The following is a 15,760-nucleotide window of genomic DNA, read 5'->3' on the forward strand; positions in this document are numbered from 1 at the left end:
AACTAAACCACACGGAGAGACACAGGTATTAATACGGAATCAGAATTCTCTATTTGTGTGTGCCCCATCTATATTTCCCTTGAGGCTGAAACTTAAAACTTCCATACCAATACCACTAACCCCCTATGGGGGTAATTCCTATTTAGGTATAGCGCTTTTTAGGTTACGGCTAGACGACGAAACTGTAGCGTCAGCCCACCAGTACCCCTTTGATTTTGCATCAGGAATGAGTAGGTCACGTGTTTCAGCAAGATCCATTTCGCTCCAGTCTCGCCAATCAATCCACGATTGCTTTAATTGCTCTAGAGCCTGGGCGTTTACTTGATAGCCGTAATAGGGCTTCATAAAGTCTTCTGTTAAGTTGTAACCCCACTCCGTACAAATAGTGGTGTATTCACTATTAATGAGTTCATTGAGGTTTGCAAGCTCACTTTCTTCGCTCTGTGTTTGCCAACCATAGAAGTGGAAGCCTACTGAGGTAACGCCCCAATCAACCCATGCATAGTCGTCAGCGATAGCCTTCATTGGCTGACCCATTGAATTAAAGGAAAACATTATAATGTGGCGTTTAGGGGCCGCAGTACGCACCTGCTGGTAAACACTCCGCATTGTAGATTTAAACGCTTTATTAAAGTAGTCGGCGCTATTCCATGTTTGTTCGTTGTTCAGCTCAAAGTAAACAAGGGAGTTATCTTTGTACCTCGGGGCAACTTTTTGCCAAAACTCTGCCATCATGCCGAAGCCTTTCGTATGAATATACTCACCCACGTTGTGGTAGTTAATAATGATATTCATGCCCGACTCTGTGGCATTTTTTACGGCTGAATCCAGATAGGGAAGCATTTCATCTACCTCCCACCAGGCTCCGGGCTTAGGTGTCCAATCTGGGTCTCGCTTAACAAAAGGGTCTACTCAAACAACCCGCACTGTATTAAACCCCATCGATTTTAACTCGACCCAATGATCATAATCGATCGTACGCTCTACGGTTGGGGTGCTGGAGCCGGGTCGATACGGCTTACCTATAACCATACGCGTACCCCTCATAACCTCACCGTTTTTATCCCTCAAGGTTTCGGCGGCCAACCGTGTGGAAACAATAGAAGCCGTAAGAATACATAGGAGAAGTGAAACGCTAGCTTTTGAGAATTTAATTTTGGATATTTTCATATGGGCACCTCTAGTAGACCACAGCTTATAGCGTTAAAGGCCTATTATTCTAGCGATTCACGTTCGCCCGTTACTGAGCTTTCGTAGCTCACACCGATGCAATATTTCGTTCTTTTCGTTATTATTACACGCACTCCACTCAACAATTTCGGCGAGGGTTCTTTTACAACCCAAACACACTTCGTCGCTATCTAAACAGCAATTTTTAATGCAGGGCGATTGAACATTTTCGGTACTATTTACTTCGTTTTTAGGCATTTTTTACGCGTAGTGTATTAGTTACGCTAAACGGGGGCGCGCACTTAGGCTTTTGGCCGTGAATCGCGCGGCTGGTTTAACGGGCAAACGATTTAGTAGGCACCCTGTGAATACGTCAATTCGTAGCTATGTGAATAGACTTCAAATATTAGACCGAACGGGTCTTCTACGTAGCACATTTTGTAGGGTTTCTCGCCTGGGTAATATTCGCGAATGGGCATTCGCTGCTTACCGCCGTGCGCCACAATTTTCGCTACTAGCCCTTCAATGTCTGGGTCCTGAACACAGAAGTGAAAGGTGCTTGTCTTCCAGTATTCAAAATCTTTCGGCGTTTCATTGTTTTTAAATTCGAACATTTCAACGCCTATTTTGTCGCCGGTGGACATGTGGGCAATTTTAAACGAGCCCCAGCCCTTACCAAAAACATCAATACACATTTGGCCAATGGGCGTGTTGGCCTCTTCGGTTATAACCGTGGGTTCCATTATGTGATACCAACCCATTACATCGCTGTAAAACTTGGCCGCTTTCTCTACGTTTGGCACTGAAATACCAATGTGTGAGAAGGTTCTAGGGTATGTGCTCATGTCAATTCCTCTTGGTAGCGTTAACGCCCACATTAGCTGCGGTGTTTTTGCGCCCGTGGATTTTTTTGTTGCGTGTTTTTAACGAATGAATAAGCGATAGAAACATTAAAAGTATAATACCCAACGTACTAACAGCACCGCCACCGCCGGTATAGCCTTCGCGGTGACTAACTTCCACCTCGCCTGGATTACTTTTAATTCTTTCTCTGAATATTGACAGCTGGCTTTTTAAGTTGACCGCCATATTTGCCGCGGCTTGCTCAAACCCTTGAATGCTATCGGCTCTAAGCTCCTCGCTTAAATTAATAGGCGTAGAATTGCCTGTTATGTTACTTGTTCCTGGGGCTCTAAAAAGCATTTTTTTGCTGGAGATATCGTACACCACGGTATCCATTAATGTGCTGGTGTCATTTTTTTCACCGGATACAACGTAGGCGCCAATAATAGTCCAGTAACTGAGCGACAATACACCCTCATCAGTAAACTGCACTTGATCATAGGAGACAAGCGCAATTACATCTATGCCATACATAGTTTTAATTTGATCTAGATTGGTGAAGCTACCACCCGGTGTTAAGTAGGCGGTTGGTATAACCTCTATACCGCTAACGAACTCTAACCCTCTAAAGTTTTTAGATACGTCTTCGAGTATCTCGCTCTTTTTCGCTTCGGAAATAGACCCCGAGTAGGTGCTACCGGTCCAGACGTTATGAGCACTGGAACTTTCGCGGCTAACCGGCACGAACGCAACGCCAACACGTAAAGGTAGCTTTAAGTGGGGTGTAGAGGGCGTTACGAATGTGTCCCCTGAGTTCGGGTACAGATACTCCATCACACTGCTCTTGGTATTAACTCGATTACCCGCGCAGCCGGTAATGCACAGCATGATCAGAGCAAACATTAAGCCACTGGGCTTTAGCAAATTAGTAGTATTCATACCTTACCTCGTCCGTTGGTTTTCAAAACACTTGTAGAATAAATAGCGCTAGGCCTGACGGTACAACAGGGAAAGCCCAACGCGGAAGCCAAAATGCCGTACTAAGGGGCCTACCCCCAAACACAAGCCAACCTCGACATTCACATAGCAACCGGCAGATGGGCCTCGTATTCACAATGCGTGCTTCAGCCGGGTTATACAAAGGATTGATTCATTGGCTTATTTCGGCATTGCTCGGCTGAACATCCCTTTCTTTTGAGTGCCCCGTCAATTTAGCGCAATTCCGTTGGGCGCAACACAGCGGTTTGATGCACTATGGGGGACCTATGAAGATGACCCCAAAGGGCATCGCCGTATAACGGCGGCTATAGAGCACCTGTGGGCCAATTTCTACCCACCGCAGGTAAAATACCCGAAGTATTGCCGGTCGCGCTATTGTCACAATAACTATGGCATACTCTACACCTATTGATGGTGGTTGTGGTGATGCTCGCCCAGCTCGCTTTTTGGCAGATTCACTTAATTGCCAGGTGCAATGGCTGCCATGCTCAATGGGCATCAGACCCAAAGATCATAGGCCTCAATGTAGCTTATAGGTCACAAATTACCCGCTCAGGAAAAAGGCTTTACGCGAAACGAAATGAATATACTCCACATCTCAGATATGCATTTTGGCCCTCGTCACTGGATTGGAAAAAGTGAATTGCTGCTAGAGCGATTGAATAGTTATGCCGCCGATATTGTAATCAATACCGGTGACAATACAACGGATGCTCTGGAAAATGAATTTCAAGCCGCTGGAGATTTTTTGAGGTCTATTGAGTGCCAACACATTGTTTCGATTCCCGGAAATCATGACAAACGCAATATGCGTAGTGCTGGCTATTTTCGGCAGTATATCGACGATGTAGATGTCATTCATCCATTGGATCGCGACAACTGCAAAAAGAAGAGTATTTTTATTGATGCAAACATCAATGGCATAAAAGAGCATTTTACCGACATCAACTTTTTAAAAAAAGTTACAATTAGTGGCGAGTCCGTTCTATTCGTATGCCTCGACACCAACACGCTCTATGAAGACAAAGGTTTTGTCGATACCGAAATGCTGAGAACACTTACGCATGCAATTGGAAAAGCCCGTTACGACAAAATAATTCTGCTAAATCACCACTCCATACTCGATACAGATTCAGACCCTCTTTTTAATTCAAGGATAGTTGTTGAATTCGTAAGAGAGAATAATATAGAACATGTTTTTTGTGGCCATACGCATCAGCTTTCAATAATGCGATCAACTGATCTGTATCACAATCATTCATTCACTCAGTATAAGAATGGATCACTTTCAAGTGGCAATACCCCCAACGATACCAATATGTTTCTGTATTATAAAAACTTTGGCACTAAAGCAATGGAAATCCATATCGTTAGAGCCATTATCGAAAATGAATGCCTGACATTTAAAGAAGAAATAATTTTGGCTCAGTAGGTATTGGACAAGCCCCCGCCAGAACACCCCGCCTATTCAATCAGCCAGTTTTTCTTCTTGCCTGGCATGGCTACTCGCCAGCCTCTATTCCTGTATAGCTAGGCGGAAGAATGCCATCACTGATTCGACTTTTCTTAACTGGATACGCTTCCAAATGCGTTACCCTAAAGTGAGTTGATTTTTTGGATGCGTATTCAACAACCATTGTTCCGGTGATACTCTACTTATTGTCAGCCCGATTGAAAACTTTAAGTTCACCTTTTTTAAACACCGTTTAAAATTGTGAATGTACCATTAATGAATACCCGCCAAAGGTTGGTGCTATTAAGCTTATACTAAAGCCAAAAATTTGGACCACTCAATGGCAATTTCTAAATACCCCTCAAAGCTGAGTTTACCCCAGGCTAACCCCGGCTTCGCTACTGTGCTGGAATATCTTATCTATAAGTTCCCCTATGTTGACGCTGAAATTTGGCGGCAGCGAATCGCCGACGGTAAGGTGCACTGGCACGATGGCTCACCGATTACAACACAGTCAGCCTTTCAAGCGCAGCAACGGGTTTACTATTACAGGGAAGTTGAAACCGAGCCAAGTATTCCCTTTAAGGAAGCCATTTTATTTCAGGACGAACATATTTTAGTAGCCTATAAGCCCCACTTTCTAGCCGTAACGCCTGGTGGGATTTATGTGAATGAATGCTTACAAAATCGCTTACGGCGCAGCACCGGCATTGAGCGCTTGCAAGCCTTGCATCGCCTAGATAGAGTTACAGCCGGTTTGGTTATGTTCTCGGTTAACCCTGATAGCCGCCATCGTTACCATCAGTTATTCGAAAAACGAACAATACACAAAACCTACCAGGCCATTGCCACCATTAGTGGCGATGAAAAGCTTATCGGTCAGGCGTGGGAAGTTAAAAATCGTATCGTACCGGCCGAACCACGCTTTCGCATGCAAGTAACCGAGGGCAAAGCGAATAGCCACTCTTTAATTCGATGCTTGCAGCAATCTACTCAGGCGGCTTTATTTGAACTAAACCCCATTACAGGCAAAACCCATCAATTACGCGTTCACATGCAGTCACTGGGCTGGCCCATACTGAATGACAAATACTACCCTCAATTACAGCCTCTTTCCGCAGATGACTATGCATCACCATTGCAGTTACTAGCAAAGGAACTGCGGTTTATTGACCCCGTGACACAGCAACCAAGGTGCTTTACTTATAACAGCAATTTATTGCTGTTATAAGTAATAAAAGCCATAGCGCTCATTGGTTTGCGAATGCGCTAGGCAGTAATTCCGTATAAACAGGCTACGGCTCCATTTGTATGCTTCTATTAGGCAATTGACTTTACCATATTGGTACTTACAACATTGTAGCCCAATGAATTATACAGAGCCTGTGCTGATCTATTTTGGCGAAAAACGTGGAGGCCAATATTGTGTATGTTTAGATCATTCGCAAAACGCTCCAGCTCAATAAGCGCACTTCGAGCGTAACCTTTTCTGCGATACGCCTTCTTTACCTCAATGTCATATATAAATGCCGTTTTAATACCATAGTTTTCCTCAACGGCAACCCAAAGAATACCCACGGAACAATCTCTATTTTTCGAAATAATCTCGAATAAATAATTGTTATCGGTTTTAGTGCCTTGCGGAAGTAAGCGCTTATGATCTTTACTAGACCGCTCAATCGCGCCTTTTTCAGCCCATCGTCCAGACTCAATATTATCATGGGCATAATTTGGAATAGCTGTTTTCAAATATTCCGAAAATACACTATCTGTCATATTTTTTAGTTTTGATTGCATAGGTCTCCATACCGGCTAACGCCCCCGCAGCCGAGCTGCTGTGATAGTAATACGTTTGTCAAAAGTTCTATTGTTTGTTTTACTTGGATACCCAACATTATGACGGTACTGAAAATCGCAACCCGGTATCTCTGTTCGCCTAGTTTCGGATAAATTCACCATCCGCAAGCTCCAGTGCCGCAACAAATACACCCTCAACCACCCTGGCCATAGCCGTAAAATCCAGTGAGTCTATTGTGTCCGTCAATTCATGGTAATGTGGATTCCTATAGAACGATGTGTCACTAACCATTACGGCTTTGTAGTCGAATTGCCAGTAGTTTAAGTGGTCAGAAAAATCTACTCCAGCCACGCTTTTTGGGGCTGATAGTGTTTCGACAGGAATTCCAGCTTTCTCCATTCCACGCTTTACGACCGACTTTAAATTACCACTGCCAAAATTACTGACTACACCAATAAAATCGCCTTCGCTTGGGTATACCAACTTCATAAAACCCAATGGGTAACTTTGCGTCCCTTGCTTTTCTGAAAAATAGCCGATCATTTCTAGGCATATCATGCCAATTACGTTGGCATTAGATTTATGCAGATTCGCGGCATGAATGAAACTGCCCATTTCGGTACTGCGAAAAAAAGGCGGTTCTTCCAGCGTATAAGCGACCAGTTCAATGCGTTTTTTTAGCGTATGCTAGACGCTTTTTAGCTTTCGCGCCAATAACAATAAACCGGCTATGCCGCTGGCGTTATCGTCGGCACCCGGCGTGTCATTGTAGGTATCGTAATGTGCGCCTACTACCAGCAAAGGTGCATCACTTGGCCCTAGTGATATAACCACATTGGCAAACACTCTTCCTCTTACCGTATATTTTTGAAATACGGGGGTATACCCCATGTCTTTAAATTGCTCTGCAATATACATTTTGGTTTTATTGAGGTTTTCTAGGTAACGGAAATTTCGCGGGCCAATATCCTCGCTGAGCACGCCAACAATATCCTTTAGGTAGGCTTGGTCTAAGCCATCGGTAGGTTGCGGCTCAGGAGGCGGGCTTGTACATGCCAGGAGAGATACCAACACCATGGCTGTAATTGCCCTGCGAATATTGGCCGAATATACATTTGCCCGGCAAACACTAACGGTAATATTCTGGCTATTTTTCAAATAATTTTACTCCCACTTGTATGCTTAGAGGTACCAACCTATGTTCTGTAAACTTACACCATTGTTGTTACTATTCACACTTTTTGAATGCACTGTTAGGTAACTATACGAGTGCCCGCAAGGCTGATTTCAGCCATTAGCCCTTGCCGAATTCGATCGCCATGCAGGGCGCCAACACGACTCTCGGCCATAAATATCGGTGCTTACCGAGCAACCATAGACACAACTACGGCGCAAAAAATCACGGACAACCGAGAGTTAAGATGACATAATCCCGGCACACATTAGCTTGATAGGGAATGATTTTGTGAAGCTCTTAAAAAGTACCTTTGGTTTGGCCTTATTTACATTTCTACTGGCGTTAAGCGCTTGTAGTAATGTACCGATTTCACTGCCCGCCATTAGCCAGGAAAATACCGGCATACACGATGAAGGCCGTGTTATTTGGCATGACCTCTTAGTGCGAGACAAGGAAGCCGCTCAGAAATTTTATGGCGCTCTGTTCGGCTGGGAGTTTAAAGAGGTTGGGCTATTTGGCGCTAGCGGCCAATCGGGAAGCTATTCTCTTATACTTCATCAGGGTCGCCCCATTGCGGGTATGGTAGACACTACCCAGCTGCGCAAAGACGTAAACCTTGTTCAGTGGGTTTCTGTATTTTCAACAGCCGATATCGACAGTGCTATAGGGCAAATTGAAACAGGCGGCGGTACGGTACACGCTAAGCCAACCTCGGTGGGCGAGCGAGGCAAATTGGCCGTTGTTGCTGACCCACAAGGTGGTTTGTTTGGGCTATTGCAAACCAAACTTGGCGACCCGGCTGAGCGAAAGCCTGCCGTAGGCGAATTTCTGTGGGATGAGTTGTGGACCAGCGATACCGAGCAAGCAACGCACTTTTACCAGCAGCTGTTCGGCTACAATTCTGAAAGTGCCCCACTTAAAGAAGACGAGATTTACCACTACTTTACCAGCGCCGACAAACCCCGTGCAGCGGTAATAAGCAACCCTATAGCCGGTCTTGATACTACCTGGGCCACATTTATACGCGTTGAAGACCCAGCCAGCATTGTCGCGAAAGTAGAGGGCTTGGGCGGTGAAGTACTGCTGGATGTGCAAGAAAATTCAATCGGCGGGCAAATCGCTATTATCCGGGACCCGGATGGTGCTGGTTTTGTTATTCAAACCTGGGAACGATAATGAAGAAGGACGATACAACATGCTAAAACGATTTGTTACTTTGATTCTTATAGGAAGCTGCTTGGTTCTTACTGGCTGCGACAACACCGCTGTATATGGTGGTGTTAGTGTTGGCAGCTCTTGGGGTGGGTACAATACTAGCCACTCCAACATGCGCGTAAATGTTTCCGTTTCTGGCAGAATTCGCTAGCCGAAATTGCAACAAAGGGGCCTGAGCAAAGGCGAAGATCGCGTGATCATCCCCCAGCTCTTCAGCGCCCCTTAAAACACTGCCTCCTCTATTTTGCCCATGCGCCCCCTCAACTTTAATTACACGCATCACGTTAGCGACATACGGCATTTTGTTTGCTATAAAGTGGCTTATAACTGAATGGCTTATCTCCCGCGCTTTTAGCTTACATTGCACCGAGAAACCGCCAAAAAACCGTTTACTTCATTACACATAGTAAGGGCAGCTATGCCAGACAATATTGATTATAAATTTCTTAGCGTTTTAGACGGCGGAAGTAAAACACTGGGCTATGTACCTCCCGCCGCTGGCGTTAACTGTGGCGTGGCTATTGCCACGGGTTTTGAATTGGGGCCGCGTACAGAAACCGATTTAAAAGCCCTAGGGTTATCAGTGGCCCTAGTAAATAAACTACAACCTTACCTGGGTAAAATGGGCCGGGAGGCGGCGGAGTTGATAAAGGCAAAACCGCTTATCATTACCGCCGACGAAGCAAAAAGCATTGATAGAGCAGTGAAAAAGCCCCACGTTAACGCATTAGTTAACCGATACGAAAACTGCACCCATAACACCGAAAAGACAAAGTTCTTTGACCTGCCAGCACAAGCACAAACCGTTATTGCCTCTGTATCTTTTCAATACGGGGTTAATTTAGAAACGGCCACGCCTATTTTTTGGCAAGCCGTGTGCGCCCTAGACTGGCATGAGACAGTTAATAGCTTGAAATGTTTTGATGATACCTTCCCTACTCGGCGCAACCAAGAAGCCGCTCTTTTGGAAAGTATTCTAGACTGAAAATGGAGCGAGGCAGGCGGTCAAAAACCGCCTGCCTCAAATACTACTGTTTATTACCGCACACCCCTCCTATTACCGTTGGCGTTTCAACACCCGCGGTACCGTGAACGCCCTGAAACCCACATTCAGCGCTGGCGCCAGATGCAATGCAAAATAGCTTTACTACACATTGATAGTGTAAACGAAACACCATACTTTCCAGCATGAAAGATCGGGTCAGCAAGCAGGTGCATAACACCGGCTAACCGACCCTACAATCACTAATCACTACCCTTTTAACGACTTTTTAATTTACGTGTATCGGTTATCGTGCGCTTATAAAACTTACCTAGGGCTTTATCCTTTGCGCGTTTTTCGGCAAGGCTCGCTGAATTTTGCATCTCTTCTCTGCGGAGCTTCAAATAGTTATCCAATCGTCTTTGCTCTAGCCGCTCTTGAGCAATCGCATGCTGAACAGCGCACCCCGGTTCACCTTGATGCTGGCAATCTTTAAAGCGGCACTGTTGCGCAAGCTGTTCAATATCGGCAAAGGTGGCTGAAATACCCTGCTCGCAATTGGCGAGCTGGACTTCTCGCATACCCGGCGTATCCAAAATCATACCGCCCGCGCTCAAGCCAATAAGTGAACGGCGGCTTGTGGTATGACGGCCTTTATCATCGTCGGCTCTAGTGCCCCCCGTACTTTGCTTGCTTTCACCCAGTAACGCATTTACCAGCGTAGATTTACCAACACCGGAGGAACCCAGAACGACAACCGTATTACCCTCCTTTACCCAGGGTAAAAGATTCGCCGTACTCTCAAGACTCAGGCAATTAATCGCCAAAATATTCAGTAGGTTATCAAGCTTTTGAGCTTGGGCAATATAATGCTCGGGAGTCTCGACCAAATCACTTTTACTCAAAAGAATTACGGGCTCCGCGCCGGCATCGTTTGCCAGAGACAAAAATCGCTCAATTCTATTCAAATTAAAGTCATGGTTCATAGAGCACACAATAAACGCTGTATCCACATTAGCCGCAATAAGCTGTTTACCTACTTTGCTGCCGGCTGCTTTTCTCTGAAAACAAGTTTTTCTTTCTAGTAGTCGCACAAGCTTTTTTTGCTGATCTAGCAACAGCCAGTCACCGACAACCATGTCGGGCATTGTATGCTGTAACCCTAGGGTAAAACTCTCGGCTTCGTTTACTAAGGCAACTTCGGTTTTATGCTGTTCAATAATGCGTGCAGGAGTAAAGTCGGTCCACTCTTGCAGAGAAAGTTGTTGCTGAAAAAATGGCTGCCAACCTAAATTAACTAGGCTATATAAATTTGACATAGCAATCCCTTAATTAAAAGAATTAATTAGAATGGGGGCTATTTGCCCCGGTAAGAATACCGGGCTGAGGAGTCTAGGGTTCTAGAACTGTTGCCCGGTTAGGGGTGTAACAATCATGTTGCATTTCCTAACCAGTTAAAAAAGAATGCCCAGTTTATACTAGGCTCGTGGTTTGGTGAAGCAGATTCAGCTTTTGCGATTCCCGGCAATCAGAAAACCGCTCTTGCACTTACTACTGTTGGGCGCATGCCCAAGTATAGCTAGCGCGGCTACCCGCACGCTCTAGAAACGATGGAGCATTCGTTAACGGCAGATTGGTTAACGGCCATACGCTAACCCTACTCACCCCACCCTACTCACCCCACCCTACTCTAAAAATCGGCATAAAGGGCCTACACCAAACCTGAAATTTTAATAAGAAAGTAGATGAAAATGGAAACCAGTCGCAAAGTACTCGGCTAACGAGGCCGTTGCCCAGGAGCGCATTAGTCTTGCATAACCAGACAGCTACATATTTCAAAACGATTGCCTATAACCGGGCTATAATCGATAGTGCTTATATGACACCTCTAATAATTGACTCATCACCAGGCCTCTTTAGGTAATAGCGTAGTGATAGCCTCCACCCATCACGAGTTAAGACTTATGTTCAAAATAGTGAATTCCGCCGGTTTCGCTTTTTTTACGCTACTGCTTCTATCCTCTGCTAATTTCGCCGCCACTTCACCAGCCTTAACGCAGCAACAAGACATTACCCACACCATGAAAAAAGCAACACAATTCTTGGTCGAAAAAGTTAGCTACAAAGGTGGATACCTGTGGGCCTATTTACCCGACTTTTCTCGTCGCTGGGGTGAGATGGAAGCCCACAAATCTATGATTTGGGTGCAAAAACCCGGTACCGCTTCCATGGGCCATCTATTTATGGATGCCTACCATGCAACCAACGATAACTATTATTACCGCGCTGCACTAAAAGTGGCTAACGCCCTTATGGCAGGCCAGCATAAAAGTGGTGGCTGGCATTATTTCATCGACTTTGGCGGCGAGAAATCCATCGAACGCTGGTACGAAACCATTGGTACCAGTGGCTGGCGGCTAGAAGAGTTTCATCATTACTATGGTAATGCCACCTTTGACGACGGCGCCACTATTGAAGCCGCCGAATTTTTACTGCGCCTGTATTTGGAAAAAGGTAATTCGAAAGTAAAAAAGGCACTCGACAAGGCCATTAGCTTTGTATTGAACAGTCAATACCCCATTGGCGGCTGGCCTCAGCGCTACCCAGCGACAAGTGAATTCTCCAGCCACGGCCTTGCCGATTATTCCCACTACATTACCTTCAACGACGACGTAGCGGCAGCCAATATTCACTTTCTGCTGTTTTACTATCAATCTACAGGCGATACCCGTGTTCTGGACTCCATGGTGCGCGGTATGAACGCCTTTCTCGTCACACATCTGGGGCCACCACAACCCGGCTGGGCCATGCAGTATTCTCTGGACCTACAACCGGCGGCGGCTCGCACTTACGAACCTAAGTCGCTGTCTGCTTCGTTAACGTACAAAAACGTGGAACAACTTATTTATTTCTACGAACTCACCGGTGAATCAAAATTTATCGCCCGCATACCGGAAACCATTGCCTGGTTGAAATCCATTGTCGTCCAAACACCTGAGGGACCGCGCTACCCTCTAGCCGTGGAACTGGAAACCGATCGCGCGCTCTATGTTCACCGGGATGGTTCAAACAGTGTAAATGGAAAATACTACGTAGACTACAACCCCCAACGACCGCTTATTCATAACCGTCCACTACGGGAACTTGATATCCCCGCACTCGAAGCCCGGTATCAATCGGCTTTAGCGAAAGAAAAAACGGCGTTAATTGCACATTCTCCACTTAAGGCTGACACTGTTGTTTCACTACCTAGATATTTTACGCTCGCTAAAAGCCGCGCCTCAGATTTAAATTCTCGCAGTCGCAATTCATCTGCCCAGTATAAGGCTAGCGCGCAGCAAATTATCAACGATTTGAATAGCGATGATTATTGGCCCACGCCCCTTAAGGCTACCAGTAACCCCTATATTGGCCCGGGGGATCGCACGCCCGCCGCTGGCGATTACAGCGGTACGCGAGTAGGCGATAAATATGACACCTCGCCCTATTACACAGACAAACCGCAAATGGGCATTTCAACCGGTGTTTATATTCGCAACATGGGCATACTCTTAACGGCTTTCCTCGAATATAAGGCGGCCGAAATCGAAGCGAAGGACACCCATTAATGCACCACTATTAGTCAGTGGTGGTTTTTTAATTTCACAGTATTTCAATATTAAGTGCGGAAAAGTTTATGCGTTACGTCATTATTGGCTCTGGCAATATCAGCAATACCTACATCAATGCTATAAACGCGCTAGAAAGCAGTACTGTTGTTGGCTGCATATCACGCAGTGGCCGCGCACCCTCGGCGAATAGCGCGTTGCCCGTTTGGTCTGAACTTAATAGGGTTGAACCGGCGTTCGATGCCGTTATTGTTGCCACGCCCAATGGCGAACACCACAAAGGCGTACTGGCTGCCGCGACGACTGGCAAACATGTATTAGTGGAAAAACCTTTGGATATTTCACTGGCTGCCATCGACAAGGCAATAGCGGCCTGCAATAACGCCGGCGTAACATTAGCGGTCGCCTTTCAACACCGCACGGCGCCCGACAACCAAACCATTAAGACATTACTGGAACAAAATGCCTTCGGTCGCGTTTTTGCTGTAGACCTTGCGGCGAAGTTTTATCGACCACAGGCTTACTACGACAGCGGCGATTATCGCGGGGGCTACAGTATTGATGGTGGAGGCCCTTTTATGCAGCAGGCAAGCCACAATCTGGATCTCTACGCCTGGTTTTTCGGCGTGCCCCAAACCGTGGTCAGTATGCTCGATACCTTCAACCACAAAATGGAGGCCGAAGATCACGGCGCGGCGTTATTCAGACATGGTAACGGTATGATTGGCAGCGTTGTAGCGTCAACCGTTGCCAAACCCGGCTTCAGCGCACGCATGGAGATTCACACAGAAAAAGGCAGTATTACGCTAATAGACGATTTTATTACTGAATGGCACATAGAAGGCATTGCCAACCCGCAGAATACCCAGTACAGCAGCCAGCATGACGGCGCCACAAGCGCCGCCGTTACCGATACTCGCGCACATCAAGCGATTGTGCAAAACTTTGAAGCGGTTGTGAACTCGGGCGGAACACCTATAGCCAGTGGTAAGAGCGCGCGTAAAACAACAGAATTAATACTGGCGATATACGCGGCTAATCAGCGCACAGAAAAAATTATTGAACCGCGCAATTGATTGAATACATATGTAGCCTTTCACCTCTAAGGTTTAGCGCTTAAATACCACGCAGTTTCTGCCCTTGTTTTTTGCTTCGTATAAAGCAAGGTCGGCTCGTTTATAGGTAACATCAAAACTATCATTGTCACCACACAGCGTTGCACCAACACTAATACTGACGTTCAGGCTTTCATCTAGTTCGAATTCGAATTTTTGTACAGCACTACGTAACTTTTCCGCCAACGCGACAAAATTTTCTTCTTCTACTTGAGCACAAAGAATCACAAATTCTTCTCCTCCCCAGCGTCCAAACACATCTGACTGTCGAATACAGCCCGAAATTACTTTACTAATACCTTTAAGTATCTGATCGCCGACATCGTGGCCACGGGTATCGTTAATACGCTTAAAATGGTCTAAGTCGAGCATCATAAAACCAATTTTATTCCGGTCGAAATCACTACTAAATAAACGCTCAATAATTTGAATAATGCCCGCACGGTTCGTTATACCGGTTAGCACATCTGTAGTAGATAATTGTTAAAACTCGCGCTTTTCAACCTCAAGCTGTTTATAGCTAGCTTGCAACTCAATTATCTGCTTTTTACTTCTATAAGATTCACGATAAATTATATAAAAGCGACTTAAGCCCTCCCAAATAATGAGCACCATCCATACCCCAAGGATACTCATATAAAATATTTCAGAGGAAATCCATTTTCCAGAAAATTCAATTTTTTCTACTTTTATCTCATGCTCACCAGCGGTAAGAAAATCAAACCCAAAGGTAATAACATTATCGCGCTGCGGCGCGGCATGCTCTCGTGGCACATCGTAGGCCCGCACCCACCATTCAGCAACGCTGAACTCACTGAGCTTTACAAATGTCTCGGTTTGTAAATCCGAAATACGAATAACCGTAGACTGAAATTTCGCCGACTGTAACGGGTCGCCCCGGTCAATAACGCTGTCGTAATTGCGCATAAATATTCGAATGCGCTGTGCATCGCCTTTGTACTGCAGCTTAATTTTAAACCCGGAGAACTGCGAAAGGTCTACGCCCTTTCTGTAGTCAGGATTAAAGCTGAGAGAGTAACCACACGAAAAATCATGGTGGTCCAGAAAGGAGCAGCGCCAATGGTCCTGCTTTTCATCCACCCATGCTGCCGAAGGCTCTTCACCCTCTTTGCTGTCCCAATAAATGGAGTGATCAACAACCTCACTGGGGTGAACGATAAGGGTTTTGTCGGGCAAATACTGGTTAACGACCATGGCCACAACCGTCAACAAACCCGCCCCCAAGCGCAGGGCATTATATAGGTTGGATTTTGTATAGCGTTGCTTGGCCAAATTTACCTTCCCTAAGGGCAATACAAAGGAAGTATGGATGAGCTTCTCGATTCTGCGGCCAGCAACTGAGCCGAACCTATGAACTATTGATTTACTAGGTAGAGGCC

15 protein-coding genes and 2 pseudogenes are annotated in these 15,760 nt (G+C 45.7%); 7 read left to right on the forward strand and 10 right to left on the reverse strand.

Annotation, left to right across the window (positions count from 1 at the left end; genetic code table 11):
- Positions 1-138 precede the first annotated feature (138 nt).
- The 5 genes from H5336_RS08935 to rhlP form a co-directional block, all read right to left on the reverse strand.
- A complete protein-coding gene (locus tag H5336_RS08935; RefSeq protein WP_185233416.1) occupies positions 139-843 on the reverse strand; it encodes a cellulase family glycosylhydrolase in 705 nt (234 codons plus the stop codon).
- A 69-nt stretch (positions 844-912) separates the two neighbouring features.
- Positions 913-1,170, reverse strand: a complete 258-nt coding sequence (locus H5336_RS08940) for a hypothetical protein (protein ID WP_185233418.1) — start codon at positions 1,168-1,170, stop codon at positions 913-915.
- A gap of 57 nt (positions 1,171-1,227) precedes the next feature.
- Positions 1,228-1,428, reverse strand: coding sequence for a DUF1289 domain-containing protein (locus H5336_RS08945; protein WP_185233420.1), 201 nt, complete (start codon positions 1,426-1,428; stop codon positions 1,228-1,230).
- 92 nt (positions 1,429-1,520) lie between these two features.
- Positions 1,521-2,015 (reverse strand): lactoylglutathione lyase family protein, encoded by a 495-nt coding sequence (locus H5336_RS08950; RefSeq protein WP_185233423.1) that lies wholly within the window; start codon positions 2,013-2,015, stop codon positions 1,521-1,523.
- Position 2,016: 1 nt separating this feature from the next.
- Positions 2,017-2,952: a rhombotarget lipoprotein gene (gene rhlP, locus H5336_RS08955; protein ID WP_185233425.1), complete on the reverse strand. Its 936-nt coding sequence runs from the start codon at positions 2,950-2,952 to the stop codon at positions 2,017-2,019.
- Between the two features lie 640 nt (positions 2,953-3,592).
- Between rhlP and H5336_RS08960 the strand changes: the two genes are divergently transcribed.
- Together H5336_RS08960 and H5336_RS08965 are read left to right on the forward strand one after the other, a co-directional pair.
- Positions 3,593-4,444: a metallophosphoesterase family protein gene (locus tag H5336_RS08960; RefSeq protein WP_185233427.1), complete on the forward strand. Its 852-nt coding sequence runs from the start codon at positions 3,593-3,595 to the stop codon at positions 4,442-4,444.
- 361 nt (positions 4,445-4,805) lie between these two features.
- Positions 4,806-5,696, forward strand: a complete 891-nt coding sequence (locus H5336_RS08965; protein ID WP_185233429.1) for a pseudouridine synthase — start codon at positions 4,806-4,808, stop codon at positions 5,694-5,696.
- A gap of 89 nt (positions 5,697-5,785) precedes the next feature.
- Here H5336_RS08965 and H5336_RS08970 read toward each other — a convergent pair whose 3' ends face one another.
- Both H5336_RS08970 and H5336_RS08975 read right to left on the reverse strand, forming a co-directional pair.
- Positions 5,786-6,262: a GNAT family N-acetyltransferase gene (locus H5336_RS08970; RefSeq protein ID WP_185233433.1), complete on the reverse strand. Its 477-nt coding sequence runs from the start codon at positions 6,260-6,262 to the stop codon at positions 5,786-5,788.
- Between the two features lie 139 nt (positions 6,263-6,401).
- Positions 6,402-7,340, reverse strand: a pseudogene (locus tag H5336_RS08975) (M28 family peptidase).
- A gap of 388 nt (positions 7,341-7,728) precedes the next feature.
- Between H5336_RS08975 and H5336_RS08985 the strand changes: the two are divergent.
- The 3 genes from H5336_RS08985 (at position 7,729) to H5336_RS08995 (ending at position 9,640) form a co-directional block, all read left to right on the forward strand.
- Positions 7,729-8,616 carry a VOC family protein gene (locus H5336_RS08985; RefSeq protein WP_185233435.1) on the forward strand — a complete coding sequence of 296 codons (888 nt, stop codon included), beginning with the start codon at positions 7,729-7,731 and terminating at the stop codon, positions 8,614-8,616.
- A gap of 19 nt (positions 8,617-8,635) precedes the next feature.
- Entirely contained in the window at positions 8,636-8,806 is a 171-nt protein-coding gene (locus H5336_RS08990; RefSeq protein WP_185233436.1) for a hypothetical protein, read from the forward strand.
- 267 nt (positions 8,807-9,073) lie between these two features.
- Positions 9,074-9,640, forward strand: coding sequence for a pesticin C-terminus-like muramidase (locus H5336_RS08995; RefSeq protein WP_185233437.1), 567 nt, complete (start codon positions 9,074-9,076; stop codon positions 9,638-9,640).
- Positions 9,641-9,915: 275 nt separating this feature from the next.
- Here H5336_RS08995 and rsgA read toward each other — a convergent pair whose 3' ends face one another.
- Positions 9,916-10,956, reverse strand: a complete 1,041-nt coding sequence (gene rsgA / locus H5336_RS09000) for a ribosome small subunit-dependent GTPase A (RefSeq protein ID WP_185233438.1) — start codon at positions 10,954-10,956, stop codon at positions 9,916-9,918.
- A 645-nt stretch (positions 10,957-11,601) separates the two neighbouring features.
- Here rsgA and H5336_RS09005 point away from each other — a divergent pair.
- Both H5336_RS09005 and H5336_RS09010 read left to right on the forward strand, forming a co-directional pair.
- Complete coding sequence (locus H5336_RS09005) at positions 11,602-13,245, forward strand: pectate lyase (protein ID WP_221628012.1); 1,644 nt, start codon at positions 11,602-11,604, stop codon at positions 13,243-13,245.
- A gap of 68 nt (positions 13,246-13,313) precedes the next feature.
- On the forward strand, positions 13,314-14,321 hold the full coding sequence (locus H5336_RS09010; protein ID WP_185233439.1) for a Gfo/Idh/MocA family protein: 1,008 nt from the start codon (positions 13,314-13,316) through the stop codon (positions 14,319-14,321).
- Positions 14,322-14,354: 33 nt separating this feature from the next.
- On the opposite strand, the pseudogene H5336_RS09015 reads toward H5336_RS09010, so the two are convergent.
- Both H5336_RS09015 and H5336_RS09020 read right to left on the reverse strand, forming a co-directional pair.
- Positions 14,355-14,828: pseudogene (locus H5336_RS09015) on the reverse strand (GGDEF domain-containing protein); the annotation flags it as partial.
- A gap of 15 nt (positions 14,829-14,843) precedes the next feature.
- On the reverse strand, positions 14,844-15,653 hold the full coding sequence (locus tag H5336_RS09020; protein WP_185233441.1) for a hypothetical protein: 810 nt from the start codon (positions 15,651-15,653) through the stop codon (positions 14,844-14,846).
- Positions 15,654-15,760 lie beyond the last annotated feature (107 nt).

The organism is Teredinibacter franksiae (assembly GCF_014218805.1).
Lineage (GTDB): Bacteria > Pseudomonadota > Gammaproteobacteria > Pseudomonadales > Cellvibrionaceae > Teredinibacter > Teredinibacter franksiae.

Excerpts from the sequence above, each read along its gene's own strand:
- H5336_RS08935 (WP_185233416.1), bottom strand. The coding sequence starts at position 843 with ATGCTTCCCTATCTGGATTCAGCCGTAAAAAATGCCACAGAGTCGGGC.
- H5336_RS08940 (WP_185233418.1), bottom strand. The coding sequence starts at position 1,170 with ATGAAAATATCCAAAATTAAATTCTCAAAAGCTAGCGTTTCACTTCTC.
- H5336_RS08945 (WP_185233420.1), bottom strand. The coding sequence starts at position 1,428 with ATGCCTAAAAACGAAGTAAATAGTACCGAAAATGTTCAATCGCCCTGC.
- H5336_RS08950 (WP_185233423.1), bottom strand. The coding sequence starts at position 2,015 with ATGAGCACATACCCTAGAACCTTCTCACACATTGGTATTTCAGTGCCA.
- rhlP (WP_185233425.1), bottom strand. The coding sequence starts at position 2,952 with ATGAATACTACTAATTTGCTAAAGCCCAGTGGCTTAATGTTTGCTCTG.
- H5336_RS08960 (WP_185233427.1), top strand. The coding sequence starts at position 3,593 with ATGAATATACTCCACATCTCAGATATGCATTTTGGCCCTCGTCACTGG.
- H5336_RS08965 (WP_185233429.1), top strand. The coding sequence starts at position 4,806 with ATGGCAATTTCTAAATACCCCTCAAAGCTGAGTTTACCCCAGGCTAAC.
- H5336_RS08970 (WP_185233433.1), bottom strand. The coding sequence starts at position 6,262 with ATGCAATCAAAACTAAAAAATATGACAGATAGTGTATTTTCGGAATAT.
- H5336_RS08990 (WP_185233436.1), top strand. The coding sequence starts at position 8,636 with ATGCTAAAACGATTTGTTACTTTGATTCTTATAGGAAGCTGCTTGGTT.
- H5336_RS08995 (WP_185233437.1), top strand. The coding sequence starts at position 9,074 with ATGCCAGACAATATTGATTATAAATTTCTTAGCGTTTTAGACGGCGGA.
- rsgA (WP_185233438.1), bottom strand. The coding sequence starts at position 10,956 with ATGTCAAATTTATATAGCCTAGTTAATTTAGGTTGGCAGCCATTTTTT.
- H5336_RS09005 (WP_221628012.1), top strand. The coding sequence starts at position 11,602 with ATGTTCAAAATAGTGAATTCCGCCGGTTTCGCTTTTTTTACGCTACTG.
- H5336_RS09010 (WP_185233439.1), top strand. The coding sequence starts at position 13,314 with ATGCGTTACGTCATTATTGGCTCTGGCAATATCAGCAATACCTACATC.